Below are 23,390 nucleotides of genomic sequence, written 5' to 3'. Positions count from 1 at the left end.
GGGGCGCGCAACACTGATCGGTTTCTCGGCGGTCGCCCTGTGGGCGCTGCTTGCACTGCTCACCGACGCCTCGCGGCTGCGCAAGCCGGCGACCGGCGGAGCGCGCGCATGATGCCGTTTCCGGGCGGCATCGACGCCAATCCCAATGCGACGCTTTTGTTCTCGATCGCCGCCGCCGCGATTTACGTCCTTGCGCTCGAGCTGCCGCCACGCCTCGCCCGTTCCGCCGCCAAGACGCTGGCCGTGGCCTTGCTGGCGGCGCTCGCCGTCATGCAGGGCGGTCCGCCGCTGCTCGTCGCAGCGCTGGCGCTCAGCGCTGCCGGCGACGCGTTCCTCTCCCAAGACGGTGAAAAAGCCTTTCTTGGAGGGCTGGCGAGCTTTCTTGCCGCGCATGTCGCCTATGTCGCCTTGTTCCTGAACGCCGGTGGCGGAATCGGCCTGCTCACCGCCGAGTCCTGGCGCGGCGCCATTGCGCTGGCGCTGGCGGTTTTCGTTAGCACGATGCTCGCCGCGCTTTGGCGGCGCGTCGGACCTGCCCTGCGCGTTCCGGTCGCCGTCTATGCCGGGGCGATCCTCGCCATGGGTGTTTCGGCGCTCACGACCTTCCATCCCTGGGTTATCGCCGGAGCCGTGCTGTTCATCATATCGGACGGGCTGCTGGCGGCAGAGCGCTTCCTGCTGGCCGCGAGTTCGCCGCATCGCGTTTGGATGCGCTATGCGGTCTGGGTGCTCTATTATGCGGCCCAGTTGGCGATCACGCTTGGTTTCCTGCTGGCTTAGGCTGTTTTCGGCTGCCAGCCCGGCTCGGCCAGATCGAAGGCGGCGAAATCGAAGCCCGGTGCCACCGTGCAGCCGACCAGCGTCCATTCGCCGAGGCTGCGCGCCGACTGCCAACAGCCGGCCGGGACCACGATCTGCGGCCGCTCGCCGGCGGCGAGTGCCGCGCCCAATAGATGTTCGACGACGGTGCCGGAGCCTTCCTCATGCATGGCGAGCGCCAGCGGCGCGCCGGCATAGAAATGCCAGACCTCCGCCGCGTCCTTGACCCGGTGCCAGGCCGAACGTTGGCCTTCCTCCAAAAGGAAGTAGATCGCGGTCGAATAGCCGCGCGTGCCACCTTCCGCGTCGCGAAACGTCTCGGCATACCAGCCGCCCTCGGGGTGCGGCTCGAGGCCGAGCGCGGCGATGATTTCGGCGGCGCTGGTCATGCAGGAACGCTCAGAAGTTATCCTTGCGCTTGCGGATCTCGGCGAACACGTCCGTGTCGCTCGCCCTTTCCATGCCGAGATGCCTGCGGATCGCCGGGTCGTGCCAGCGCAGGAACGGATTGGTCGACAGTTCCTCGCCGATCGTCGTCGGCAGGGTCGGCTTGTTGTCGGCGCGCAGCTTCTCGATCCTGGCGGCGCGCTCTTTCAAAGCTGAATTGCTGGGGTCGACGGTCAGCGCGAAACGCGCGTTGGCCAATGTGTATTCGTGGCCGCAATAGATGACGGTCTCGGCCGGAAGGGCGGCAAGCTTCTTCAGCGATTCGTGCATAATCGGCGGCTTGCATTCGAAGAGCCGGCCGCAGCCCAGCGCAAACAGCGTGTCGGCGGTGAAGGCCACCTTCGAGGCCGGCAAATGGTAAGAGACATGGCCGGCGGTATGGCCGGGCGTCTCGATGACCTCGATCTCTTCTTCGCCGAGGCGGATGACGGAACCCTGGCTGACCGTCTCGTCGATGCCGGGGATCTTCGCCTGTTCCGCTTCCGGTCCGACGATGGTGAGCTTGAAGCGCTCCTTCAGGGCCAGGTTGGCCTCGACATGGTCGCCATGATGATGCGTGGTCAGGATCATCGTCGGGGACCAGCCGGTGCGCTTGATCGCGGCGAGGATCGGCGCTTCTTCCGGGGCATCGATGATCGCCGTCTGCCCGCTCCTGGGGTCATGCACCAGAACGCCGAAATTGTCGGTGCGGCACATGAACTGTTCGATTTCGACCGGCATCTCGTCGCTCTCCGTTTATGGCCGCAGACATAGGGCGCCCGGCTGTCGATGTCATCCGCCTTTGTTGAACTCGCCGGATATCGCGGCTACCGTCCGGCGCATGCATTCCGATATCGTCGATCTCCGGTCCTTCTATTCGACCACGCTCGGGCGCCTCGCCGAGCGCGCGATCACCATGTCGCTGTCGTCGATATGGGCGCCCGTTCCGAACGAGCGCCTGGTCGGCCTCGGCTACACGCTGCCGTGGCTGGAGCGGTTCGGCGCCGATGCCGAGCGCGTCTTTGCCTTCATGCCGGCGACGCAAGGGGCGGTGGTCTGGCCGGCGACGGGGCCGACGGCGACGGCGCTGGTCTTCGACGAGGAGCTGCCGCTGGTCGATTCCTGCATCGACCGCATGCTGCTCGTCCACTCGCTCGAACATGTCGAAAATCCGCGCGAGACGCTGAACGAGATCTGGCGCGTGCTGTCGCCGGCAGGCAGGGTCGTCATCGTCGTGCCCAACCGGCGCGGCGTCTGGGCGCGTTTTGAGCACACGCCCTTCGGCAACGGCCGGCCGTTCTCGCGCGGCCAGCTCACCGAATTGCTGCGCGAGGCCAATTTCACGCCGGCCGCATGGTCGGACGCGCTGTTCTTTCCGCCATCGCCGCGGCGCTCCATGATGCAGTTCCACAACGTGCTGGAGCGCGCCGGCCGGCGGCTCTGGCCGATCTTTTCCGGGGTTATCGTCGTCGAGGCGCAGAAGCGGCTCTACCAGGGCGTGCCTGTCGCGCAGCGCGCCTCGCGCCGCGTCTTCGTGCCGGTGTTCTCGCCACAGGGCGCAACGACGCTCGGGCGTCGGGCCGGCGGCCCGGTGCCGCGGGCAGGCGGATGACGCGTTCGTGATCGGGGCCAAGCCTTGCGTCATACGGCAATCGTCACCCTATCTCAGAGGCGGGTTCGGGGTGCGGCATCGCCGCCAATGACCGTTCCTGGCAGCAGGGATCTCGCATCATGGACCACACGCCCAGTATCGAACAGGCCGCGTTCTCAGTCGAGACGAGCCGCCTCTCAGACCAGCTGGCGGCGATCAGGCTGGCGCTGAAGGCATCGCCGGTGCGCAGGCGGCTCCTGTGGGCCTCGATCGGGATTGTCGGCGTCATCGTCGCGACCTCGATCGGGCAAGTGCTGCTCAACCGCTGGAACCAGCCTTTCTACGATGCCCTGGCGCGGCGCGACCTGCCGGGCTTCCTGCATCAGCTGATGGTGTTTGCCGCAATCGCCGGCAGCCTCCTGGTGCTCAATGTCGGCCAGACCTGGCTCAACCAGACGATCCGGCTGAAGTTGCGAGAGGCGCTGACGCTCGACCTGATCGATGAATGGATGCGGCCGGCGCGTGCGTTCCGGCTCACCCATGCGGGCGCGATCGGCGTCAATCCCGATCAGCGCATGCAGCAGGACGCGGGGCATCTCTCCGACTTGTCGACCGATCTCGGCGTCGGCCTGCTGCAATCCTTCATCCTGCTTGTGTCCTTCATCGGCGTGCTGTGGGAGCTCTCTTCCGGCTTCGTCTTCCATGTCGGCGGCCATTCGCTGGAAATACCGGGCTACATGGTCTGGGCGGCGATCCTCTATGCCGGCATCGCCTCCTGGCTGAGCTGGCTGGTAGGCCGGCCGCTGATCCGCTTCAACAGCGATCGCTACACGCGCGAGGCCGTGCTGCGCTCCTCCGTGGTCCGCGTCAACGAGAATGTCGACGCCATCGCGCTCACCCATGGCGAGGCGGACGCCAGGCGGCAGCTCGAGCTCGACCTCGGCGGCGTGCTCGACGCCATGCGGCGCATCTACAGCGCCCAGATCAACCTGTCCTGGGTTACCGACGCCTATGGCTGGATCACCGTGGTGGCGCCGATTCTGGTCGCCGCACCGGTCTATTTCGCTGGCGACATCAGCTTCGGCGGTTTGATGATGGCCGTCGGCGCCTTCAACCAGGTGAATTCCTCGCTGCGCTGGTTCATCAACAACATCGGCGCCATCGCCGATTGGCGGGCAACGCTGATGCGCGTTGCCGACTTTCGCATCGCGCTCGGCGAAACGGACATCCTGCATGCCAAGCAAAAGCGCATCGCGTTCGGCGAAAACGCAAATGGCACGCTGACATTCGACAAGCTCGAAGTCGCCTCGCCCGACGGCTGCACCAGGCTTGCGGAGACGGAGGTCGAGATAAAGGCCGGCGAGCGCGTCATGATCACCGGCGATCCGCGCGCCGGCAAGACGCTGTTCTTCCGCGCGATCGCCGGCCTCTGGCCATGGGGCGGCGGCCGCATTGGCATGCCGGCCGGACAGACACCGTTCTTCGTGCCGCGCACCCCCTATTTCCCGCTCGGCACGCTGCGCGACGTGCTCAACCATGCCGAAGGCGCCAAGATCGACGACGCCGAGATTTCCGCCGTGCTCGGTGAAGTCGGCCTCGAGCGCCTCTCGTTCCAGCTCGACCGCTCGGCGCGCTGGGAGCATGAGCTGGCCGACGACGAGCAGCGGCTGCTCGCCTTCGCCCGGCTGGCGCTGAGGAAGCCGAAATGGGTGATCATCGACGAAGCGCTGGATACGTTCGACGGCGCCACGCTTCGGCGCGTGCTGGCGATGCTGCAGTCCAGACTGCCGCACGCCGCCATCCTCAATATCGGGCGCGGTCTGCACAACAACCAGTTCTTCCCGCGCGCGCTCACCATCGTAAAGGACAGCGGCGGATCGGCGCTCAAGCCGGCCCGTCTCCGCGCCGGGGCGATCGAGCCCCCGCCTGTTGCCGCGCGCGCCAAGAAATAGCTTTATTTCGCCGCGATCGCCGGGAACAATCCCGGCGTGGTGGAACCTGCCGTGGTCAAGCTGTTCAGCCTGCTTGCGTGCCTTGCCTGCGCCGAGGCAGCGCCAATGCCTGCAATCGGCGGCACTGCCGTCGATGTCGAACTCGTGCTGGCCGTCGACATCTCGCAATCGATGGACGAAGAAGAGTTCGCCCTGCAGCGCGCCGGCTATGTCGAGGCGCTGCGCCATCCCGACTTCATCAGCGCCGCGCGCTCGGGCCCGAGGGGCCGCATCGCGCTCGCCTATTTCGAATGGGCGGGCGTCGTGCGCGACGACGGCGTGATCGGCTGGCAAGTGATCGACGGCGCGGACAGCGCCAACGCCTTCGCCGACACCATCGCGGGTCGTCCGTTCCGGAGCTTTCGCGGCACGTCGATTTCAGGCGCTCTCGGATTCGGCGCCGGACTTCTGGAGAAAAACAGCTACTCGGCGCCGCGCCGGGTCATCGACATATCGGGGGACGGGCCCAACAATGCCGGGCTGCCCGTCGCGATGATCCGTGATGCGGCTTTGGCCAAGGGCATCGTGGTCAACGGCCTGCCGATCCTGATCAGTCCGTCGCCGAGCGTCATTCGTCTCGACCGCTACTATGCCGATTGCGTCACCGGCGGCCCCGGTTCGTTCGTGCTGCCGATCTATGCGGCGTCGGAATTCTCGACGGCTATCCGCCGCAAGCTGATCCAGGAGGTGAGCGGGATCGGCGACGCCGGAAGCATCCGCGTCGATTCGGAGGCGCCGACCGACTGCCTGCTTGGCGAACGGCTGCGGCAGCGGTTTTCCGATCCTTATTTTCCGAAGCTGGATCGGTGAAGTCCCCATTTGCACTGTTTCGGCCAGAGCGCCGCGCTGTGCCTCAGGCCGCCCGGGCGCCGTATCTGGCGCGGAACTCGTCATAGCAATCGCGGCGCCAGCGCCGGCCGACGACATAGCCGCGCAGCAGTTCGGTCGGCGAGTAGCCGAGCGCCTTTGACGACCGATTGGCGAGATAGCCCGAAAAGGCCTGTGGCAGCCTCCCCTTCAATATGTCGGCGATGATCTGCCGCGCGATCATATAGGGCGGCACGTCGGGATAGCGGTCGGCAATATAAGGATGTTTGCCGATCAGGTTGGCGTAGGCCTCGACATAGCCGTCGCGCCGGCCGGAGATCGAATTTTCCGAATTGTATTTCTTCCAGTCGATATCATCCGACAGCAAGGCGCCGCTGCGGTTGGCAAAACGCAGCAGCAATTCGCGGTCCTGCATGCGCGTGATATCGCTGTCAAAGCCGCCGATCGCAAGCAGCGATTCGTGCCGGGCGGTGATCGCCGAGCCAGCGATGAAGATCGTCTGCGAGACCAGGGCGCGCTGCAGCCTGCTCTTGTCGAGCAAGGCCTGACGATTGATGCATTTGGTGCTGCGGCCGCCCTTGACCGAGATGAAGGAACTGATCAGCACTTCGAGCGAGGGGTTCCTGTCGAAGTGCGACAGCGTCCGGTCGAGGCGGTCCGGCAGATAGACATCGTCCGAATCAAGAAAGGTCACGATCGGCGCCCGCGCGCGCTCGATGCCCGCGTTGCGCGCGGCATTGGCGCCGCGCCATTTCGCGCCGACATAGATCAGTCTGGGATCGCGAATCTCGGCCAGCGCCAAGGCCGTTCCGTCGGTCGAACCGTCGTCGACAACAATGTGCTCGAAGCGGGTAAGTGTCTGGGCAAGAACACTTTCCACCGCGCGCACGACCTGGCTTCGCCGGTTGTGCGTCGGCGTGATCACGGTGATCAGCGGAGCTGTGTCGGAGGCAGTCGGCATCTAACTTTCGTTATGGGCAGATAAACGATGACCGTAAGATACTCGCACCACCTGCCTCCATGTCCGCCCCCGGATGGATTCGGCAAACGCTACAGAAAAGAGCCGCCTATGTCACCTGAGGTGTCGCATCGGGGTCAAGTTCAGAGCGTGTTTCCTCAAAGTCATGCGGTTTGAAAGCAACACTTCGCGGCGGTTTATCCTTCAACTATGCCCGACATAGTCAGGCACGGTTTCGATTTCGTCGCTTACGAGACCGGCAGCGAGGCTGAAATGACCAAGAAATGCCAGGGTATAAAAAGCCAGGCCTACCACCAGTGAAAACGGGATCTGCCAAAGAGGCATACCCGTTTGCGGCGCGTGGCTGAGCACGCGTCGCGTCGTGCGCCACGACATGGTCCACCAGCGACTGAACGACTTGACGATCCGCTGGCTGCGACTGGGGGCATGAAGCGCGACGAACTTGCGGTCGGCGTCCCTGCCGGTCACCAACGCGCGCCAATAGAAGAACCGCCAGCCACGCGGAGAGTAGTGGTAAACGCGCGCATCGACGTTGACGATCTTGTGGCCCTCGCGCCGAAGCTGGTGCATCAGCAGCGTGCAGGACACCTTGAAGCCGTTATGTGCCGGGAAAGGGTGGTTGACGATCCAATGGCGCCGGAAGGCGACATTGTTGGCATTGATCGCCCGCTTCGAGGCGAATCTTTCATCTCCGCGGGCCATCGGGAAGAACCAGATCAAGGCGAAGGTTCTCGAGAAGAAGTCGTCATAGGACAGATAGGTATGGCCGTTCACGCAGACGGTTTGCGGCTGTTGAAACGGCTGCAGCAGATTTGAAAGCCAACCTGGCTGAGGGACCGTGTCCGAATCCAGGAAAACGACGATGTCTCCTTCGGTCAAAAGCACGCCGTTGTTCTTGAGTTCGTAATACCGACCGTCGGGGCAAGCTGTGATTGTCAGGTCGGCAACCTGCATCAATTCAGGCGCTTCAGCTTCAATGCTCGCTTGCAGCAAGCTGCCGTCCGAATCGGGCCCGCCATGCGACACGACAACTTTTGGCCTTGCAAAACCCTTAGCGGAAACAGCCGCGATTTCGCGCGCCAGTGACTTCAGCCCCAGGCCGATCTCGTTCCAGTCGATGGATTTGGCGTTCTCCATCTCCATGACGATCGAATAGATCGGGTGTTCAGCCATAGATAATCACCACCAGTTTTGCCGGTACAGTCGCTATAGCCCTGCGGGGTATGCCGTCAAACGATTCTCGGTGCCATTCTATTTGCAAGTTTGCGCTTCAATCGCATGATTCTTTCTAGATCTTCAGGAACCCGCGCTTTTTTCTGTGCGGGAAGCTCGACGGGTCGGCATATTCAGACAGGAAACGTTTTCTCCATTCGTCATTGGTCGCGTCGCGCTGGATTTCGAGACCTGACCCGACATTCATTCTCCAGACAGGCTCGACCCCGGCCAACTGGGCAATTTTCTCGAGGCTTCCTCTCGGGTCTTGCTGGACCTGCTCGTAAGTTAGCGCAAGGAAGGACAGCCCGTTTTTCGCGAACCACCCATCCCAGGCCAGATTTTCCATCAGAATCTTTTCAAGCGATTCGGCGATAGCCTCGCCGTCATAGCGTGGGGCTGCGCGACTGACCTCGGTAGAGCGGAATCTGCGGGTTTGGCGCGCACGCGCCCATGAGATCGCCTGACCCAGCAGATCGCTGCGCGTCAGGCGCACATAGTGAAGGTTGGGAAGACTGGCGGGGAGGTTCACCTTCTTGGCAACTTGAGCGAATTGACTCGCAAAAAGCTTGATCGCGTAGATTCCGCAAGAGGACCGTCCTTCCGTCAGCGCCCTCAGAAGCTGCCCTCTGGCATCGCGCGGATAGCCTGGCTGTTCGAGCAGCCGGCGCCCGCCAAACCACTCCAGTGGATTGCCCAGCCCGGCGGAAGCCATCAGTCCTGCAAGATGATTGCTGCCGGTACGCGGCGAAGTGCACACAAGAATCCCAGTGCTTATCTCCGACAGAATTTCCGACGGGATTTGAACCACGGCCGGCCGGCGTCGAAAGAGATCGAGCGAGATCATCGTTTCAGCAAGAACACTGCCTGCTGGCCGAAGAAGTTCCAGAACCACCAGGGCATCGACAGGCCGATCTTCTGGCCGTTGGCGTCGAGCGCGGTCGCCTTCTCGACCGTCGCGCCGAGCTCTTCGCACAGGTTGACGAAGTCGCGAATGGTGCAGAAGTGGATGTTCGGCGTGTCGTACCAGGAATAGGGCAGGTCCTTGGTGACCGGCATCCTGCCCTTGATCAGCAGCGAGAAGCGCACGCGCCAATGGCCGAAATTGGGGAAGGAGACGATCGCGCGGTTGCCGATCCGAAGCAGCTCGTCGAGCACAAGTTTCGGGTTGCGGGTCGCCTGCAGCGTTTGCGACAGGACGACGAAATCAAAACCTTTGTCGGGGTAGAATTCGAGGTCCTTGTCGGCATCGCCCTGGACGACGGAAAGGCCGCGCGCCACGCATTCGTTGACGCCGCGCTGTGACAGCTCCAGGCCGCGGCCATCAACCTGCTTGGTCGCCTGCAGAACCTCCAGAAGCACGCCATCGCCGGAGCCGACATCGAGCACGCGCGAATGCGGCGGGATGAGATCGGTGACGACTTCGAGGTCGACGCGCTGGGCGCGATTGACGCTCATGGGCACACCTCCGGCCTTTGAGCATTTGCGGCCAATGGGAATCTCGGCGCCTCAGAAGTGCGGCCAAGACACAGAGATCGCGCGCCGCTCATAGGCTGAGCCCCCTTGCGCGCGCCGCCGAGGCTATGAAGCCGTTGATGGCCGCGAACAATTCCGGTTCGTCGAGCAGGAAAGCGTCGTGGCCGCGGTCGGTCTCGATCTCGACGAAGGAGACGGACGCGCCGGCGGCGTTCAACGCATGCACGATCGAGCGGCTTTCCTCGGTCGGAAACAGCCAGTCGCTTGTGAACGATACCAGGCAGAAGCGTGTCTTGGTGCCGGCGAAGGCATCGGCCAGCCGTCCGCCGTGGTCGGCGGCGAGGTCGAAATAGTCCATAGCGCGGGTCAGATAGAGATAGGAGTTGGCATCGAAGCGGTCGACGAAGGTCATGCCCTGATGGCGCAGATAGCTTTCGATCTGGAAATCGGCGTCGAAGCCGAAGGTCAGCGCCTCGCGATCCTGCAGGTTGCGGCCGAACTTGCGGTGCAGCGCTGCTTCCGAGAGGTAAGTGATGTGCGCGGCCATGCGCGCCACGGCGAGCCCCTTTTCCGGCCGCCTGCCGAAATCGAGATATTTGCCGCCGTGCCAGTCCGGATCGGCCATGACGGCCTGCCGCCCGACTTCGTGGAAGGCGATGTTCTGCGACGAATGGCGGGCGCCGGTGGCGATCGGCAACGCGGAGAAGACGCGTCCCGGGTAGCTTGCGGCCCATTGCAGCACCTGCATGCCGCCCATCGAGCCGCCGAGCACGCAGAACAGCTTCTCGATGCCGAAATGATCGACCAGCATCAGCTGCGCCCGCACCATGTCGCGGATGGTGATGATCGGCAGGTCGAGCCCATAGGGCCTGCCTGTCGCCGGATCGGTCGAGGCCGGGCCGGTGGAGCCGAGGCAGCCGCCGATGACGTTGGCGCAAATGACAAAAAAGCGGCTGGTGTCGATGATCCTGCCGGGGCCGATCAGCACCTCCCACCAGCCCGGCTTGCCGGTCACGGGATTGGTGCTGGCGACATGCTGGTCGCCGGTCAGCGCGTGGCAGACGAGGATGGCGTTGGAGCGGGCGTCGTTGAGGGCGCCGTAGGTCTGGTAAGCGACCTGGAACGGCGACAGCACGGTGCCCGCATCGAGTTTTAACGGCTTGTCGGGACCGAACTGCAACACCGGGCTCGACGGTTGGTCGGCCTCGTGGTTGGTCCTTGGAGCGCGCTGAGCGGCCATTGCATTCCCCATCCAGTCGCATCGATCTCGCGATACGGCGTCCGGCCGGCAACGGACAACAAAAAACCGGCCTGCCTTCGCAAAGCCGGTTACAGGTTGCAAACGGCCCTTTAGCGAATTGTTTAACGTGGCTGCAAGCCGACCGGCCAAATCACCACGGGAGATCCGGCTGTTCTTCTAGGGCCAGCGCGGCGCTTCGTCAACGGTCTGCCTACGCGCGAGCGCGCCGGCCCTCGACATTCGGGGCCACGGCCTGTATTTCCGCTGCGGCCTCGAACCAGGGCCTCTCGACGGATTTGTGACATGAAGCAGGATCAGCCACGTCCGACGCCCCGCGCGGGCATCATGGACATCGAGGCCTATGTGCCGGGAAAAAGTACCGCGCCGGCCGGCGTGACGAAGGTCTACAAGCTGTCGTCCAATGAGAATCCGCTCGGGCCCTCGCCGAAGGCGATCGAGGCCGCCCGGGAGGTGGCTGCCAAATTGGACGTTTATCCCGACGGCTCCGCCCGCCGGCTGCGCGAGGCGATCGCCGATGTGCACGGCCTCAATCCGGCAAACATCGTCTGCTCCAATGGCTCCGACGAGATCCTGGGGCTGCTGGCGCAGACCTATCTCGCGCCGGGAGACGAGGCCGTGTTCACCGAACACGCCTTCATGGTTTACAAGATCTATATCCAAGCCGCCGGCGCCAAGCCGGTGGCGGTCAAGGAGACGGACGAGCGCGCCGACATCGACGCAATCCTCGCCGCGGTGACGCCGGCGACGCGGATCGTGTTCCTCGCCAACCCCAACAATCCGACCGGCACTTATGTGCCGTTCCAGGAGGTGCGCCGGCTGCATGCCGGACTGCCCAAGAGCGTGCTCCTGGTGCTCGACGCGGCCTATGCCGAATATGTGCGGCGCAACGACTATGAAGCCGGCATCGAGCTGGCCGGGAGCTCGGAGAACGTGGTCATGACCCGCACCTTCTCCAAGCTCGGCCTCGGCGGCGCACGCATCGGCTGGATGTACGGACCGGCGCATATCGTCGATGCCATCAACCGGGTGCGCGGGCCCTTCAACGTCAATGCGACCGCGATCGAGGCCGGTATCGCGGCCATCCGCGACCGCGCCCATATTGAACGCAGCGTGGCGCATAACGAGAAGTGGCTTGCCTGGGTCAGCGAGGAACTGACCGGGCTCGGGCTGCGCGTGACGCCCAGCGTCGGCAATTTCGTGCTGATCCACTTCCCCGACAACAAAAAGCATTCGGCAGCGGCCGCGGACGACTATCTCAGCGCGCGTGGCTACATCCTGCGGCGCGTCACCGGCTACGGCTTTCCCAACGCGCTGCGCATGAGCATCGGCATCGAGGAGGCCAATCGCGGCGTCGTCGAGGCGCTCAAGACATTTCTGAAAAGCTGAAGCACCATGACAGCACCGATGTTCGGAAGAATAGCGCTGGTCGGCATCGGCCTGATCGGTTCGTCGCTCGCCCGCGTCATCCGCCGCGAAGGCCTGGCGCGCCACATCGCTATCGCGACGCGCAGCCAATCGACGCTCAAGCGCGCCGAGGAACTGGGTCTCGGCGATTCCTACACGACCGAGGCCGAAGACGCAGTGCGCGACGCGGATCTCGTCATCGTCTCGGTTCCGGTCGGCTCGTCCGGCGAGGTCGCGGCCGAAATCGCGCCGGCGCTGAAGAAAGGCGCGATCCTTACCGATGTCGGCTCAACCAAAGCTTCGGTGATCGCGCAAATGCAGCCGCATGTGCCCGTCGGTGTGCATTTCATCCCCGGGCACCCGCTGGCGGGCACGGAAAAGTCCGGGCCGGATGCCGGGTTCGCCGACCTCTTCGACAACCGCTGGTGCATCTTCACGCCGCTGCCGGGCACGGATCCGGAGGCGCTGGAAAAGCTCTCCGAATTCTGGCGGCGCTGCGGCTCCAACATCGACACGATGGACCCGCAGCATCACGACATGACCCTGGCCATCGTCTCGCATCTGCCGCATATCATCGCCTACAACATCGTCGGCACCGCCGACGACCTGGAATCGGTGACCAAGACGGAAGTCATCAAATATTCCGCTTCCGGTTTTCGCGACTTTACCCGACTGGCCGCTTCCGACCCGACCATGTGGCGGGACGTGTGCCTGCATAACAAGGACGCGATCCTGGAAATGCTGGCGCGCTTCTCGGAGGATCTGGCCTCGCTGCAGCGGGCGATCCGCTGGGGCGACGGCGAAAAGCTGTTCGACCTGTTCACCCGCACGCGCGCCATCCGCCGCTCGATCATCGAGGCCGGCCAGGATATCGATGTCCCGGATTTCGGCCGTCAGGCCGTAGAGCACCCGCGGGCCAAGCCCTAGGCCTTCTGCTCGATCTGTCCCGATGGGGGCCAGTGCGCCGCCATCATGGCCATTGTCTCGGCTCTGTTTGGAGCGCCGAGCCGGCCGCCGAAGCGCAGGCATTTAAGCGCGGCGGCGGCGCTGGCAAAGCGCAGCGCCTGCTCGGGCGGCATGGCTTCGGCAAGCCCGACGGCGAAGGCGCCGTGGAAGACGTCGCCGGCGGCGAGCGTGTCGACCGCCTTGACCTTCGGCGCCTCGACATGCCGGACGCGACCGGTTCCCCGGTCATGCCACCAGGTTCCGGCAGCGCCGCCCGTTACCGCAACGAAGGCGTCGGTGCGCGAGGCGAGATCGGCGCATGCGCTTTCCGGATCGAGCGCATGGCCGCAGACGATCCGCGCCGCCGGCTCCGAGGCGACGATGTGCGAGGCCAACGGCAAAAGCCGCTCGAGCACGTCGATCGGCGCCGTGTCGGCGTCGAGGATCGCCGGACGGCCGGCATCCCGCGCGGCCGCCAAGGCAAGTGCGGCGGCGCCCGGCCAGCGGACGTCCACCAGCACGGCGTTGAAGGCGGAAAATTCGGCAAGCGGCAGCGTGTCGGGATCGGCTTGCGCCCTGCTGTCATAGAAGGGCACGATGATGCGCTCGCCATGGGCATCCACCAGGATCGCGGCCAGCGCCGAGCGCGCGCCGGCGACGCGGCGGACCAGGCTGCAGTCGACGCCTTCCGCCTCGATCTCGGCGATCAGCCGGTCGCCGACCGCATCGTCTCCCGCGCTCGCCCAAAGCGACACATCGGCGCCGAGGCGATGCGCGGCGCAGGCCGCACTCGTCGCCATGCCGGAGGCGATCTGGACACCGTCGCTGGCGATGAACTTGCCCTGATGCGCGGGCAGCATCTCGACACGCAGGATCGTGTCGAGGGTGAACGCGCCGACGCTGAGCAGTTTGACCGGTCCGGCCATCGCAGTCTCAATCGACCGGCTTGATCTTGCCGAGCGGGATGAAGCCAAGCGAAGCTTTACCCTTCACGATCTTGAGCGGCATGGACGGTTGGTTGCCGAGCATGGCAATGCCGGCAAAACCCTGCTCGATCTCGCTCTTGTGCTCGGGAATGGCGCCGGCGAGGATCGCCGCTACGGCCTTTGGGTCCTTCAGCTTGATCGACAGATTTGCATCGATCAGGCCGTCGGCGTCGATCGAGATCGGCCCGGACACAGTTACGCGCGCCGTGCCTGATGACACGTCGAGGCTGGCAATCTCGACCGACTGGCCGCGCAGGCTTTTCGGCGGCGCCTTAATCAGCGCGACGCCGTTCTTCACTGTCGCTTCGCCGGCGCCGTCGAGTTCCGGCAGCACGCGTCCGCCGACAGCTTCCGCGTCGATCTTCAGGTCGCCAAAGCTGCCGGTATAGACGAGGTCCTGGCCGTTCGGCTGCAGCTGGCCGGCCGCCTGGCCGGCGCTGAACAGCTGCACGGGATCGGTGTCGTCGGCCGGATCGGTCTGTCCAGACAAGCCTTCCGCCTGAAGCGAAATGCGGCGCGGAAGCGGCCATGACAGCTTGACCGTGGCGTGCAGCTTGTCCCAGTCGAGCCAAAGCGGCGGCATGCCCGGCGCCACAGTCCGCAACGGCCCGCGCAGGTTCGCCACGGGCGACAGAGGCTGGGTGATGCGAGCGACGACGTTCATATCGCCGGTCGAGGCCGCTACATTCCTGGCATCGTCCTGATAGGCCAGGCTGTCGCAGGCGACCGTGAAGTCCAGTGGATAACCGCTGACCGTGAGATTGGCGCAGTCGGCCTTGATGCCCTTGCCTCCAAGCTCGGCCACGGCCCGCTCGGCCTCGGTCTTGACCTTGCCGGCGAGATAGAACCATCCGCCGCTGTAGAGCGCGAACAGCACCAAGATGAACGCCGCAAGCCAGAACAGCCGGCGGCGAGGTTTGCGCGATCGCTCGTCACTTGACGTCATGCTGCGGCTCTCGTTAACCCGCTCATGCGGCGAGCGGGTGGTTGTTCTTACGCACGACAAGCGGGGACAGAAGAAGCACCTTACTGGTGTGGTGTCGTCACTCGAATGCAATCAGGCTTGGCGATATGGGCGATTTTTGGGTTTTTGGCTACGGGTCGCTGATCTGGCGGCCCGGTTTCGCACATGTCGAGACGCGGCGCGCCCGTCTTTACGGCTTCCGCCGGTCGCTCTGCGTCTATTCCTTCGTCCATCGCGGTACGCGTGAGCGGCCGGGCCTGGTGCTCGGCCTCGACCGCGGCGGCTCCTGCGTCGGGCTCGCCTTCCGCGTGCCCGGCGATTTGCGTGACGAAGTGCTTTCCTATCTGCGCGAGCGCGAGCTGGTGACCAGCGTCTATCTCGAACGCACCCTCGATGTCCGGCTGGATGGGGCGGGACAAGGCGGAACGGTCGAAGCGGTCGCCTACATCGTCGACCGCGCGCATGAGCAATATGCCGGCGGGCTCGACGCCGACCATGCGGCAAAAGTCGTGCGCGGCGCCGTGGGCCAATCGGGCAGGAACGAAGACTATGTCCTGAGCACAGTGGAGCATCTGAGGGCGCTCGGCATCCGCGACCACTGGCTGGAAGAGGTGGGGCGGCAGGTCGCGCCTTCGTGAAGATCTGGCCCGATCAAAAAGCAAAACCATGCCTTTGACCTGGGCAAGGCACGACCTAGGTTAGCCGCAATCCATCCTCTGGGCACCCAGGCCCTTCCCAGCATCACGGAGATCAGTCTTGCAGAAACGCCGTCTCGGTCGCACCGACCTTTCCATCGCGCCGCTGGTCCTTGGAGGCAACGTCTTCGGCTGGACCGCCGACGAGAAGACCTCGTTCGACCTGCTCGACCGCTTTGCCGAGGCCGGCTTTAACGCAGTCGACACTGCGGACGCCTATTCGCGCTGGGCGCCGGGCAACAAAGGCGGCGAATCCGAAACCATCATCGGCAACTGGATGAAGAGCCGCGGCAACCGGGACAGCATCGTCGTCATCACCAAGGTCGGCTCCGACATGGGACAGGGCAGGCGGGACCTCTCCGCAGCCTATATCGAAAAGGCGGTCGACCAATCGCTCAAGCGGCTGCAGACCGACGTCATCGACCTCTATCTGTCGCACTGGCCAGACCCGGCGACGCCTTACGAGGAAACGCTCGGCGCCTATCAGCGCCTGCTCGATAAGGGCAAGATCCGCTACCCGGGCTGCTCCAATCTCGATGCGGGGCAATTGCGCGCGGCCCTGGATGTCGCCAGCCTGCGGGGCCTGCCGCGTTACGAGGTTCTGCAGCCCGAATACAATTTGTACGATCGCTCTTCGCTGGACGGCCCGCTGCTCGACCTGTGCAAGGCTGAAGGCCTCGGCGTCATCACCTATTTCAGCCTGGCCAAGGGGTTTCTCAGCGGCAAATACCGCAGCAAGGCCGACCTTGGCCGGAGCGAGCGTGGCGAAGACGTGGCCGAGTATCTCAACGAGCGCGGCATGCGCATTCTCTCCGCGCTCGATGCCGCGGCCGGGCGCCATTCGGCCAAGCAGGCCGAAGTGGCGCTCGCCTGGATCATGGCGCGGCCGGGCATCACCGCGCCGATTGCCAGCGCCACGACGCCCGCACAGATGGAAAGCCTGATCCGCGCCGCATCGCTCAAGCTTTCCGCCGACGACATCGCAGCGCTCGATCGCGCCAGCGCTTAAGGCGTGTCGCTATTCAGGGGGTGCCGGCCTGACCCGGATCCAACATGCGTTAGTGCAGTAGGTCCCACGCACGATCGTTCAAGACCTTTTCGGTACCTCGCGATAATTCCTGCCCGATCGCGGCAGGAATTGAGGTTCGGGATGACCGGAGACGTTCTGTCTGAAGCGCAGCCCTGGCAGCAGGTGCTGGCGCTGGTCATGGCGGCGACCGTTGTCATGGGTAGCCCAGGTCCGGCGACGATCAGCGTCACCGCCGTCGGCGCCGCTTTCGGGCTGCGGCCTTCGCTGGGTTATATGTCCGGCATCGTGCTTGGAACGATGGCCGTGCTCCTGGTTGTGGCCGCCGGGATATTCGGCATGCTCGCCTCGGTGCCGGGGCTGGCGCCGTTGCTGACTGTCGCTTCGGCCCTCTATATCCTCTACCTTGCCTTCAGGATCGCGACAGCGCCGCCGCTTGCCCAAGGCGGCAATGCGGCGGCGCGTCCCACCTCCTTCGGCGGCTTCATGCTCGCCGTCGCCAACCCGAAAGCCTATGTGGCGATCGGCGCGGTCTTCGCGGGAGCTTCATCCACGGTCGACGGGCTCGGGATTTCGACCAAGCTTTTGGTGCTGGCAGCGATGATCGTCGCCATTCATGTGCTCTGGCTTCTCGCTGGGACGATTTTCGCGAGGCTGCTGCGCGATCCATTGGCGTCGCGGATCATCAATCTCGTCTTCGCGGCGACGCTGGTGCTGACGACTGCACTGGCGGGGCTGCCGTAAGGGGAGCTCAGGCCTTCGGCGCAGCGCCGAGCTCTGCCAGCCGCTTCACCGCCGTCGGCGGCATCGGCGGCGGGTTCGGCGCGCGCGAGGCCTCGACCAGCAGCTCGTCGCAGGCGGTCTCGGTCTCGCCGATCAGCCGCTGCATGAACTCCTCCTTGTCGAGCCCCGGAGGAATCGGCGGCAGGAAACGGGCCTTTATGGTGCCCGGATAACGCATGAACTTGCGGCGCGGCCAGTAGAGGCCGGCGACATGGGCGACCGGCACCACGGGAACGCCCAGCTGGGTATAGAGCTCGACGATGCCGTATTTGTAGGACGGCTCGGCGCCCGGTGGGCGACGAGTGCCTTCCGGGTAGATGATAAGCTGACGCGGGTTGCGCGCCATCTCCTGCCTTGTCGCGGCAACGACCGCTTTCAGCGCCTTGGAGCGGCTGCCGCGGTCGACCGGGATCATGCGCATCTTCATGATGTACCAGCCGAAGAAGGGGATCCAGGTCAGTTCCCGCTTCAGGATATACAAGGCGTCGTCGAGATAAGGAAAAAAGGCGATCGCGTCCCAGAAGGACTGATGCTTCGGCGCCAGGATGAAGGACCCCTCAGGCAGGTTCTCGGCGCCCGTGATTTCGCTCCTGGTGCCGGCGATCTTGTCGTAAAGCCACATCGAGGTGCGCGACCAGAATTTCGGCACGAACCAGGCGCGGTGGCGGGGCGACAGGAAATAGAAGGGCGTCCAGAAGATCATCTGAACGACCAGGCTGAGATAGAAGGCTAGGTTGAACGCCAGCGAGCGGATAATGAGCATGCGGGAAAGGGCCCGGTGTGGAAGTGAGCGTTGGTTACACCAAGCGCGGGCAAAAAGGAAACGGCGCGACGGTGGGGCGCATCACAGCGAGCGCGCCAGCCGCTCCTTCAGGCGGGGCGCCGCGAAATCGAGGAAGGCGCGCAGCTTCACCGGCAGCAGGCCCTGACCGGCATGCAGGAGATTGACCGGCCATGGCGGCGGCTCGAACGGCTCGAGCACGACATGAAGCGCGCCGGCGCGCACCGCGGCGTCCGCCTGATAGGAGAGCACCCTCGTCAGGCCGAGGCCGGCGATCGCCGCATCGATTGCTGCCTCGGCGGTGTTGAGCTGCAGCCGCGAGCGGACCGGAACCACGGTTTCGCTCTTGCCGGTGCCGAAGCTCCACGTCGCGGGAGAGGCAAGCCCTTCGAAGGTGATGCAGTTGTGGCCTGAAAGGTCGCGCGGTTCGAACGGCGTGCCATGCTTCGCAAGATATGCCGGGCTGGCGCAGACGATGCGGCGGATCTGGCCGACGCGCGCTGCGACCATGGCCGAATCCGGCAGCTCGCCGATGCGCACGGCAAGATCGATATGCTCCTCGATCAGTTGCGTGATCCGATCGGACAGCGTCAGGCGGATGTCGACCTCGGGATAGGCGGCCAGAAAATCTGTGACGACCGGCAGCACATGCAGGCGGCCGAAGACGACCGGCGCAGTGATCACCAGCTCGCCGGTCGGGCTCAAATATTCGCCAGCGGCGGCTCGTTCGGCTTCGCCCACCTCATCGAGAATACGGCGGCAGGCGGCGAGATAGGAACGACCAGCGTCCGTCAAGGTGAGGCGCCGCGTCGAGCGGTTGAGCAGACGCGTCTTGAGGTGCCTCTCCAGTTCGGAGAGCTTGCGGCTGACGGTGGCGAGCGGTACGCCGGCGTGTCGCGCGACGGCGGAAAGGCTGCCGGCCTCCACCGTGGCTACGAACAAGGACATGGCGTCGAGGCGGTCCATCTATTCTTCCGAAATGTGGAAGGATGGATTGCAACTATGCCTTCTAACTCCGGATTTCGGAAGGGGCTACATGTCGTTCCACTTTGGCAGAGGACCGCCGCCATGGACGCCTTCACCAGCGACGTCGCCTTTACCCCTACGGTCAAGGCCATCCAGTCCCGCAAGGGCTCGCGCGCATCTTATGCGCGGGTCGAGGAGCGCGGCGGCTGGCGGGCGACGATCACGCCCGACCTCGCTGCCTTCATCGAGGCGCAGACCAGCGTGTTCCTGGCGACAGCCAATGGCGGAGGTCAACCCTATGTTCAGCATCGCGGCGGGCCAGCCGGCTTCCTGAAGGTGCTGGACGGGCATACGATCGGCTTTGCCGATTTCTCGGGGAACCGGCAGTTCATCACCCAGGGCAATCTTGCGGACAATTCCCAGGCTTTCCTGTTCCTGATCGACTACATGCTTCGGCAGCGCATCAAGATCTGGGGCACGGCGCGCGTCGTCGAGGACGATGCGGAGCTGACGGCGAGGCTGATGCCGGCCAACTACAAGGCGCGGCCGGAGCAGGCGATCCTGTTCAGCGTCACGGCCTGGGATGCAAATTGCCCGCAGCACATTCCGCAGCGCTTCGAGGCGGCGGATGTGGCCGCGGCGCTTGCCGAGCGGGATAGACGCATTGCCGGTCTGGAGCAGGAGATCGCACGCCTGCGCAACAGCGCGTCTGGCGAAGCTTAGTTCTTGCTCACCGTAGAGGCTTCGGCGAGCGTGACGCCCTCGGTAGTCGGCCGAAGCGGGACGATGCCGCGCGCCAGCGCCAGCACATATTTGCTGTATTCGGTGAGCAGCACGCGCAGCGCTTCCGGCTTGGTCAGCCAGCTGCCATTGCCGAGCTTGTTGTTGACCACCGGATAGGGCTCAAGCCGCGCGCCATGCAGCAGCCGGCCCATCTCGAGCAGGCTGCGCGGCATGTGGTAGTTGTTGGTGACGACGATGATGCTGCCATAGGCGTGGCTTTCCACCCATTTGGCGCTCTCCTCGGCATTGCCGATCGTGTCGAGCGCGGCGCGGTCGATGTCGACGCAGCATGAGAACAGCTGCTTATCGCCGCCCATTGCCGCTTGCAATTGGCGGCGGCTCGCCGTGGGGTGAACACCGCTGATCAAGAGCCGCTCGCCCTTGCCTGATGCCAGCAGATCCATGGCGGCGTCGAGCCTCGACTGACCACCGGTGAGCACGATGATTGCGTCGGCCCTGGCCGGATTGACCGGCGTCGTCATGTTGCTGACCTTGTCGGCAAACCAGCCGAAGCCGCCGGCGAAAAGCGCCAGCAGGGCGAGCACGAAGAAACCGCAGAGACGAAGCGCAAATCTGAGACGACCGGTTCTTGCAGACGCAGCACCGCGCGTAAGCGCCGCTGGCATCCGTCCAGCCGTTCCGATCGAGTCCCGCGCGTCCATCATCCCCAGGTTAATCCTGAAAACATCCAATGGTTAACTCTGAAACGTCGCCTTTCATAGATAGCACGGCGCACATTGCGTTACGGCAGTTTCCCTTGCGTGATCATGCACTTGTAGGGTCCGGGTCGCATTGGAAACCCAACTTGCCACCTCTTGCATTCGCGCCACCCTTGGTTTCGCGTCATGATCAGCTTGCCTCCGGCTGCCGGATGTCGATCTCACTGAGATAGGCGACGACCGTGGCATGCGAGGTCGCAGCGGTCAGCGCGCCGATCACCAGCACCATCAGGGCGACGCCGAGATAGCCGGTGGAGCCGATCGCGAAATTGCCGAACAGCGCGGTCGCCTGGTCGGCCTCAGGCGTCGCCATGTTGCGCGACGACCACCAGGAAAAGACGATGAAGACCATGATAGCGGCGGCACCTCCGGCGGCGGCGCCTTTCATGCCGGTGACCAGGAAATGCCAACGGAATTCGCGCGCGATGAAGCGGGCCTCGGCGCCGACAAAATGCAGGACCTCGATGATGTGGCCGTTGCCGGCCATGGCGCCGCGCGTGGCGAACACCACCGTCAGCACCGTCGCCGATAATATCAGCGCCAAAACGGCAAAGCCGATCGTCACTGTCGTATGCGCCATGGCGACCAGCCGGTCGACCCAGGTGCGATGGTCGTCGAGCGCGGCGCTCGGCAGCTTGGGCGTGATCGCGGCGCGCATGGCCGCGAAGTCGGGCGGATTGGCCTCGTCGATGGTGACGACGATGAGGCGCGGCACCGGCAGTTCATCGATGTTGAGGCCGGTGCCCAGCCACGGCTCCAAAAGGCGCGCCGTCGCATCGCGATCGACGATCCTCGTACCCTTCACACCCGGGAACTCGCTGGCGATCTCAGAGGCCTGCGCGAGGGCTGCTTCCATGTCGAGGCCCTCGACGGGCTTGATCTGGATCGTCGCCTCGCGCGAGATCTGGTTCTCCCACACCGAGGCGGTGTCGCGCACCAGCGTCACGGCGCCGAAGGTTAGGCAGGACAGGAAGGTCATGATGGCGATGACCAGCACCAGGGCCCGGCCGGCGATGTTGTGCGCCGGCACGATCGGCGCCATCTTGCGCTGGACACGGCGAATGGCAGCCGGCGTCTCGACGGCTTCCTCGTGCAGGTGATCGGCCGGAAGTTCAGTCATAGACGTCCAGCCTTCCGCCGGCGAGAATCATGCGCCGCGCATCGACCTGCTCCATCAGGCCGAGATCGTGGGTTGCGATCACCACGGCGGTGCCGAGCCGGTTGAGCTCGATGAAGAGCCTCAGCAGCCGGCGCGCCAGCGGCGGATCGACGTTGCCGGTCGGCTCGTCGGCAAGCAGGATCTCCGGCTGCTCGATCAGCGCGCGAGCGATCGCAGCACGCTGCTTCTCGCCGCCCGACAGCACTGGCGGCAGCACATGCATGCGCTCCCCGAGGCCAACCCATTTCAGGAGCTCGGTGACGTCGGTGCGATAGCTCGCCTCCTCGCGCCCGCGCACGCGCAACGGCAGCGCCACGTTCTCGTAAGTGGTCATGTGGTCAAGCAGGCGGAAATCCTGGAACACCACGCCGATGCGGCGCCTGAGCAGCGGCAACTCGCCGCGCGAGATGCGCGAACGATCCTTGCCGAAAATGGTGATCAGGCCGCGCGTCGGCTTCAGCGACATGAAAAGCAGGCGCAGCAAGGTGGTCTTGCCGGCGCCCGAGGGGCCGCTCAGGAACTGAAAGGAGCGCTCCGGAATGTGCAGGGAAATGTCGCGGAGGATCTCCGGACCCATGCCATAGCGGAGGCCGACATTTTCGAAGCGGATCACGTTCGGCGACCTGAAACCTTAGGCGGCATCCCGCCAGCCTGTTCTCTGCCAAGACCATCGGCCGGCATGGTTAATCGTTGGTTAATTTCTGCGCGCTTTCGACGTTTCACAGCAGTTCCGGTGGGGAAGCGTTAACCATTTGCGTTTACCCAAAAGCAACGAAGATTGCACTGGGGCCGTAATGGCTGAGGATAGAACCGCGCGCTCTGTTTCCGGCGAAATCATGACCGGCACGGCGACAAAGGCCGCGCCGGAGCGCGTCATCCTCGACACCGATGTCGTCGATGCCGACTATGTGGTGCTGCCGCGATTCGCCGCCCGTTCGGAACCGATTGCGGCGCCGTTGCCGCCGCAAGCGCCCTCGACGCCATCCATCGCTGGCATGGGCATGCTGCGCAAACCGGAGGCTGCGCCGGCGCGGCCGGCCTCGCGTGGCGGTCCAATCTTCTGGGCCGCCGGAGTGGGCGCCGCACTCGTGGCTTTCTGGGTGTCGGGCGGACATGCCCTGGTGCGTCAGAGCCCCTTCTGGGCGGCTGCGCAGCCGGCAAGCGCGCTCAGCATTTCCGGTGTGACGTCGCGAATCGATGCCTCGGGGCTGAAGCCCATCCTGTTCATCGACGGCGAGGCCGCCAATGACGGCGTACGGGCGGAGTCGCTGCCGCCGCTCGAGATCCGCGTCACCGACAATGCCAGCAATGTCATCCGCTACAGGCTGGGGACGTCCAACCGCTCGCTGGCGCCCGGCGAAAGATTCGGCTTTTCCAGCCGGCTCGATGTCCCTAGAAACGGCGTGAAGGCCGTATCGGTCACCTTCGCCGGGTAGGTGCATCGATATTCAGGTGATGCCGGCCTGCAATTAGTGGTTTCCTGCGCTTAGGTGCTCACGTGCTTGAGTACGCTCTGCTCCGGTTCTCGGAACCCGCTATTTTCGGCTCGGCCTGACCTGAATATTGATGAACCTAGCCCTTCCGGCGTTGCAGGC

At 64.5% G+C, this 23,390-nt stretch carries 25 protein-coding genes and 1 riboswitch; of the genes, 11 read left to right on the top strand and 14 right to left on the bottom strand.

Annotation, left to right across the window (positions count from 1 at the left end; genetic code table 11):
* Positions 1-108: 108 nt before the first annotated feature.
* On the top strand, positions 109-780 hold the full coding sequence (locus A9K71_RS03450; protein WP_066990310.1) for a lysoplasmalogenase: 672 nt from the start codon (positions 109-111) through the stop codon (positions 778-780).
* Here the strand turns inward: A9K71_RS03450 and A9K71_RS03445 are convergent.
* Both A9K71_RS03445 and gloB read right to left on the bottom strand, forming a co-directional pair.
* Entirely contained in the window at positions 777-1,208 is a 432-nt protein-coding gene (locus tag A9K71_RS03445) for a cupin domain-containing protein (protein ID WP_066990307.1), read from the bottom strand. The two genes, A9K71_RS03450 and A9K71_RS03445, sit on opposite strands and share 4 nt — an antisense overlap.
* 10 nt (positions 1,209-1,218) lie before the next feature.
* Positions 1,219-1,986 (bottom strand): hydroxyacylglutathione hydrolase, encoded by a 768-nt coding sequence (gene gloB, locus A9K71_RS03440; protein WP_066990304.1) that lies wholly within the window; start codon positions 1,984-1,986, stop codon positions 1,219-1,221.
* Positions 1,987-2,086: 100 nt separating this feature from the next.
* Here gloB and A9K71_RS03435 point away from each other — a divergent pair, with 100 nt between their 5' ends.
* The 3 genes from A9K71_RS03435 to A9K71_RS03425 all read left to right on the top strand — a co-directional run bounded on the left by A9K71_RS03435 (position 2,087) and on the right by A9K71_RS03425 (position 5,637).
* Positions 2,087-2,857, top strand: a complete 771-nt coding sequence (locus tag A9K71_RS03435) for a methyltransferase domain-containing protein (RefSeq protein WP_066990301.1) — start codon at positions 2,087-2,089, stop codon at positions 2,855-2,857.
* Between the two features lie 119 nt (positions 2,858-2,976).
* Positions 2,977-4,788, top strand: coding sequence for an ABC transporter ATP-binding protein/permease (locus A9K71_RS03430; protein WP_066990298.1), 1,812 nt, complete (start codon positions 2,977-2,979; stop codon positions 4,786-4,788).
* A gap of 51 nt (positions 4,789-4,839) precedes the next feature.
* Positions 4,840-5,637 carry a DUF1194 domain-containing protein gene (locus tag A9K71_RS03425; protein WP_082980322.1) on the top strand — a complete coding sequence of 266 codons (798 nt, stop codon included), beginning with the start codon at positions 4,840-4,842 and terminating at the stop codon, positions 5,635-5,637.
* Between the two features lie 43 nt (positions 5,638-5,680).
* On the opposite strand, the gene A9K71_RS03420 is transcribed toward A9K71_RS03425, so the two are convergent.
* The 5 genes from A9K71_RS03420 to A9K71_RS03400 form a co-directional block, all read right to left on the bottom strand.
* Entirely contained in the window at positions 5,681-6,616 is a 936-nt protein-coding gene (locus A9K71_RS03420; RefSeq protein WP_066990295.1) for a glycosyltransferase family A protein, read from the bottom strand.
* 201 nt (positions 6,617-6,817) lie between these two features.
* Entirely contained in the window at positions 6,818-7,807 is a 990-nt protein-coding gene (locus tag A9K71_RS03415) for a glycosyltransferase (RefSeq protein ID WP_066990292.1), read from the bottom strand.
* A gap of 115 nt (positions 7,808-7,922) precedes the next feature.
* Positions 7,923-8,741, bottom strand: a complete 819-nt coding sequence (locus A9K71_RS03410) for a Stf0 family sulfotransferase (protein WP_156752576.1) — start codon at positions 8,739-8,741, stop codon at positions 7,923-7,925.
* Positions 8,690-9,304 (bottom strand): methionine biosynthesis protein MetW, encoded by a 615-nt coding sequence (gene metW, locus A9K71_RS03405; protein ID WP_066990286.1) that lies wholly within the window; start codon positions 9,302-9,304, stop codon positions 8,690-8,692. Before metW ends, A9K71_RS03410 begins: the two co-directional genes overlap by 52 nt.
* 88 nt (positions 9,305-9,392) lie before the next feature.
* Positions 9,393-10,562 carry a homoserine O-acetyltransferase gene (locus A9K71_RS03400; RefSeq protein ID WP_066990283.1) on the bottom strand — a complete coding sequence of 390 codons (1,170 nt, stop codon included), beginning with the start codon at positions 10,560-10,562 and terminating at the stop codon, positions 9,393-9,395.
* A 90-nt stretch (positions 10,563-10,652) separates the two neighbouring features.
* Positions 10,653-10,730: riboswitch (SAM riboswitch) on the bottom strand.
* A gap of 135 nt (positions 10,731-10,865) precedes the next feature.
* On the opposite strand from A9K71_RS03400, the gene hisC reads away from it, so the two are divergent.
* On the top strand, positions 10,866-11,969 hold the full coding sequence (gene hisC / locus A9K71_RS03395; RefSeq protein WP_066990280.1) for a histidinol-phosphate transaminase: 1,104 nt from the start codon (positions 10,866-10,868) through the stop codon (positions 11,967-11,969).
* Positions 11,970-11,975: 6 nt separating this feature from the next.
* The gene (locus A9K71_RS03390; protein ID WP_176477939.1) at positions 11,976-12,914 is read left to right on the top strand and encodes a prephenate/arogenate dehydrogenase family protein; all 939 of its coding nucleotides are present in this window, start codon (positions 11,976-11,978) and stop codon (positions 12,912-12,914) included.
* Here the strand turns inward: A9K71_RS03390 and A9K71_RS03385 are convergent.
* Both A9K71_RS03385 and A9K71_RS03380 read right to left on the bottom strand, forming a co-directional pair.
* Positions 12,911-13,858, bottom strand: a complete 948-nt coding sequence (locus A9K71_RS03385) for a sugar kinase (protein WP_066990275.1) — start codon at positions 13,856-13,858, stop codon at positions 12,911-12,913. The genes A9K71_RS03390 and A9K71_RS03385 overlap by 4 nt on opposite strands.
* 7 nt (positions 13,859-13,865) lie before the next feature.
* Positions 13,866-14,864, bottom strand: a complete 999-nt coding sequence (locus A9K71_RS03380) for a DUF2125 domain-containing protein (protein ID WP_066990272.1) — start codon at positions 14,862-14,864, stop codon at positions 13,866-13,868.
* A 125-nt stretch (positions 14,865-14,989) separates the two neighbouring features.
* Between A9K71_RS03380 and A9K71_RS03375 the strand changes: the two genes are divergently transcribed.
* From A9K71_RS03375 to A9K71_RS03365, 3 genes are all read left to right on the top strand, one after another.
* The gene (locus A9K71_RS03375) at positions 14,990-15,520 is read left to right on the top strand and encodes a gamma-glutamylcyclotransferase (RefSeq protein ID WP_066990269.1); all 531 of its coding nucleotides are present in this window, start codon (positions 14,990-14,992) and stop codon (positions 15,518-15,520) included.
* A gap of 118 nt (positions 15,521-15,638) precedes the next feature.
* Positions 15,639-16,586 (top strand): aldo/keto reductase, encoded by a 948-nt coding sequence (locus A9K71_RS03370; protein WP_066990266.1) that lies wholly within the window; start codon positions 15,639-15,641, stop codon positions 16,584-16,586.
* Positions 16,587-16,727: 141 nt separating this feature from the next.
* Positions 16,728-17,348 (top strand): LysE family translocator, encoded by a 621-nt coding sequence (locus A9K71_RS03365; RefSeq protein ID WP_066990263.1) that lies wholly within the window; start codon positions 16,728-16,730, stop codon positions 17,346-17,348.
* A gap of 7 nt (positions 17,349-17,355) precedes the next feature.
* On the opposite strand, the gene A9K71_RS03360 is transcribed toward A9K71_RS03365, so the two are convergent.
* Together A9K71_RS03360 and A9K71_RS03355 are read right to left on the bottom strand one after the other, a co-directional pair.
* Positions 17,356-18,150 (bottom strand): 1-acyl-sn-glycerol-3-phosphate acyltransferase, encoded by a 795-nt coding sequence (locus tag A9K71_RS03360; RefSeq protein WP_066990260.1) that lies wholly within the window; start codon positions 18,148-18,150, stop codon positions 17,356-17,358.
* Between the two features lie 81 nt (positions 18,151-18,231).
* Positions 18,232-19,134, bottom strand: a complete 903-nt coding sequence (locus A9K71_RS03355) for a LysR family transcriptional regulator (protein WP_066990257.1) — start codon at positions 19,132-19,134, stop codon at positions 18,232-18,234.
* 102 nt (positions 19,135-19,236) lie between these two features.
* On the opposite strand from A9K71_RS03355, the gene A9K71_RS03350 reads away from it, so the two are divergent.
* Entirely contained in the window at positions 19,237-19,857 is a 621-nt protein-coding gene (locus A9K71_RS03350; protein ID WP_066990254.1) for a pyridoxamine 5'-phosphate oxidase family protein, read from the top strand.
* Here A9K71_RS03350 and A9K71_RS03345 read toward each other — a convergent pair.
* The 3 genes from A9K71_RS03345 to ftsE form a co-directional block, all read right to left on the bottom strand.
* Positions 19,854-20,543 (bottom strand): YdcF family protein, encoded by a 690-nt coding sequence (locus A9K71_RS03345; RefSeq protein ID WP_245299513.1) that lies wholly within the window; start codon positions 20,541-20,543, stop codon positions 19,854-19,856. The genes A9K71_RS03350 and A9K71_RS03345 overlap by 4 nt on opposite strands.
* A 223-nt stretch (positions 20,544-20,766) precedes the next feature.
* Positions 20,767-21,756 (bottom strand): ABC transporter permease, encoded by a 990-nt coding sequence (locus A9K71_RS03340; protein WP_066990248.1) that lies wholly within the window; start codon positions 21,754-21,756, stop codon positions 20,767-20,769.
* Positions 21,749-22,408: a cell division ATP-binding protein FtsE gene (gene ftsE, locus A9K71_RS03335; RefSeq protein ID WP_066990245.1), complete on the bottom strand. Its 660-nt coding sequence runs from the start codon at positions 22,406-22,408 to the stop codon at positions 21,749-21,751. Before ftsE ends, A9K71_RS03340 begins: the two co-directional genes overlap by 8 nt.
* Before the next feature lie 181 nt (positions 22,409-22,589).
* On the opposite strand from ftsE, the gene A9K71_RS03330 reads away from it, so the two are divergent.
* Entirely contained in the window at positions 22,590-23,231 is a 642-nt protein-coding gene (locus A9K71_RS03330; protein ID WP_066990242.1) for a hypothetical protein, read from the top strand.
* Positions 23,232-23,390: the final 159 nt, after the last annotated feature.

The sequence above is a fragment of the Mesorhizobium sp. WSM3873 genome, from assembly GCF_001672445.1.
Classification (GTDB): domain Bacteria; phylum Pseudomonadota; class Alphaproteobacteria; order Rhizobiales; family Rhizobiaceae; genus Mesorhizobium.
Note: the sequence above shows the minus strand (reverse complement) of the source record. Positions and strands in the feature narration are given on the sequence as shown.

What these genes read in the sequence shown, in the direction of transcription:
- A9K71_RS03350 (WP_066990254.1), top strand. Translation starts at nt 19,237, where the DNA reads ATGGACGCCTTCACCAGCGACGTCGCCTTTACCCCTACGGTCAAGGCC.
- A9K71_RS03355 (WP_066990257.1), bottom strand. Translation starts at nt 19,134, where the DNA reads ATGGACCGCCTCGACGCCATGTCCTTGTTCGTAGCCACGGTGGAGGCC.
- A9K71_RS03430 (WP_066990298.1), top strand. Translation starts at nt 2,977, where the DNA reads ATGGACCACACGCCCAGTATCGAACAGGCCGCGTTCTCAGTCGAGACG.
- A9K71_RS03390 (WP_176477939.1), top strand. Translation starts at nt 11,976, where the DNA reads ATGACAGCACCGATGTTCGGAAGAATAGCGCTGGTCGGCATCGGCCTG.
- A9K71_RS03340 (WP_066990248.1), bottom strand. Translation starts at nt 21,756, where the DNA reads ATGACTGAACTTCCGGCCGATCACCTGCACGAGGAAGCCGTCGAGACG.
- A9K71_RS03420 (WP_066990295.1), bottom strand. Translation starts at nt 6,616, where the DNA reads ATGCCGACTGCCTCCGACACAGCTCCGCTGATCACCGTGATCACGCCG.
- A9K71_RS03385 (WP_066990275.1), bottom strand. Translation starts at nt 13,858, where the DNA reads ATGGCCGGACCGGTCAAACTGCTCAGCGTCGGCGCGTTCACCCTCGAC.
- A9K71_RS03345 (WP_245299513.1), bottom strand. Translation starts at nt 20,543, where the DNA reads ATGCCAGCGGCGCTTACGCGCGGTGCTGCGTCTGCAAGAACCGGTCGT.
- hisC (WP_066990280.1), top strand. Translation starts at nt 10,866, where the DNA reads ATGAAGCAGGATCAGCCACGTCCGACGCCCCGCGCGGGCATCATGGAC.
- A9K71_RS03450 (WP_066990310.1), top strand. Translation starts at nt 109, where the DNA reads ATGATGCCGTTTCCGGGCGGCATCGACGCCAATCCCAATGCGACGCTT.
- A9K71_RS03400 (WP_066990283.1), bottom strand. Translation starts at nt 10,562, where the DNA reads ATGGCCGCTCAGCGCGCTCCAAGGACCAACCACGAGGCCGACCAACCG.
- A9K71_RS03375 (WP_066990269.1), top strand. Translation starts at nt 14,990, where the DNA reads ATGGGCGATTTTTGGGTTTTTGGCTACGGGTCGCTGATCTGGCGGCCC.
- A9K71_RS03445 (WP_066990307.1), bottom strand. Translation starts at nt 1,208, where the DNA reads ATGACCAGCGCCGCCGAAATCATCGCCGCGCTCGGCCTCGAGCCGCAC.
- A9K71_RS03365 (WP_066990263.1), top strand. Translation starts at nt 16,728, where the DNA reads ATGACCGGAGACGTTCTGTCTGAAGCGCAGCCCTGGCAGCAGGTGCTG.
- A9K71_RS03415 (WP_066990292.1), bottom strand. Translation starts at nt 7,807, where the DNA reads ATGGCTGAACACCCGATCTATTCGATCGTCATGGAGATGGAGAACGCC.
- A9K71_RS03380 (WP_066990272.1), bottom strand. Translation starts at nt 14,864, where the DNA reads ATGACGTCAAGTGACGAGCGATCGCGCAAACCTCGCCGCCGGCTGTTC.
- A9K71_RS03360 (WP_066990260.1), bottom strand. Translation starts at nt 18,150, where the DNA reads ATGCTCATTATCCGCTCGCTGGCGTTCAACCTAGCCTTCTATCTCAGC.
- metW (WP_066990286.1), bottom strand. Translation starts at nt 9,304, where the DNA reads ATGAGCGTCAATCGCGCCCAGCGCGTCGACCTCGAAGTCGTCACCGAT.
- A9K71_RS03435 (WP_066990301.1), top strand. Translation starts at nt 2,087, where the DNA reads ATGCATTCCGATATCGTCGATCTCCGGTCCTTCTATTCGACCACGCTC.
- A9K71_RS03330 (WP_066990242.1), top strand. Translation starts at nt 22,590, where the DNA reads ATGGCTGAGGATAGAACCGCGCGCTCTGTTTCCGGCGAAATCATGACC.
- gloB (WP_066990304.1), bottom strand. Translation starts at nt 1,986, where the DNA reads ATGCCGGTCGAAATCGAACAGTTCATGTGCCGCACCGACAATTTCGGC.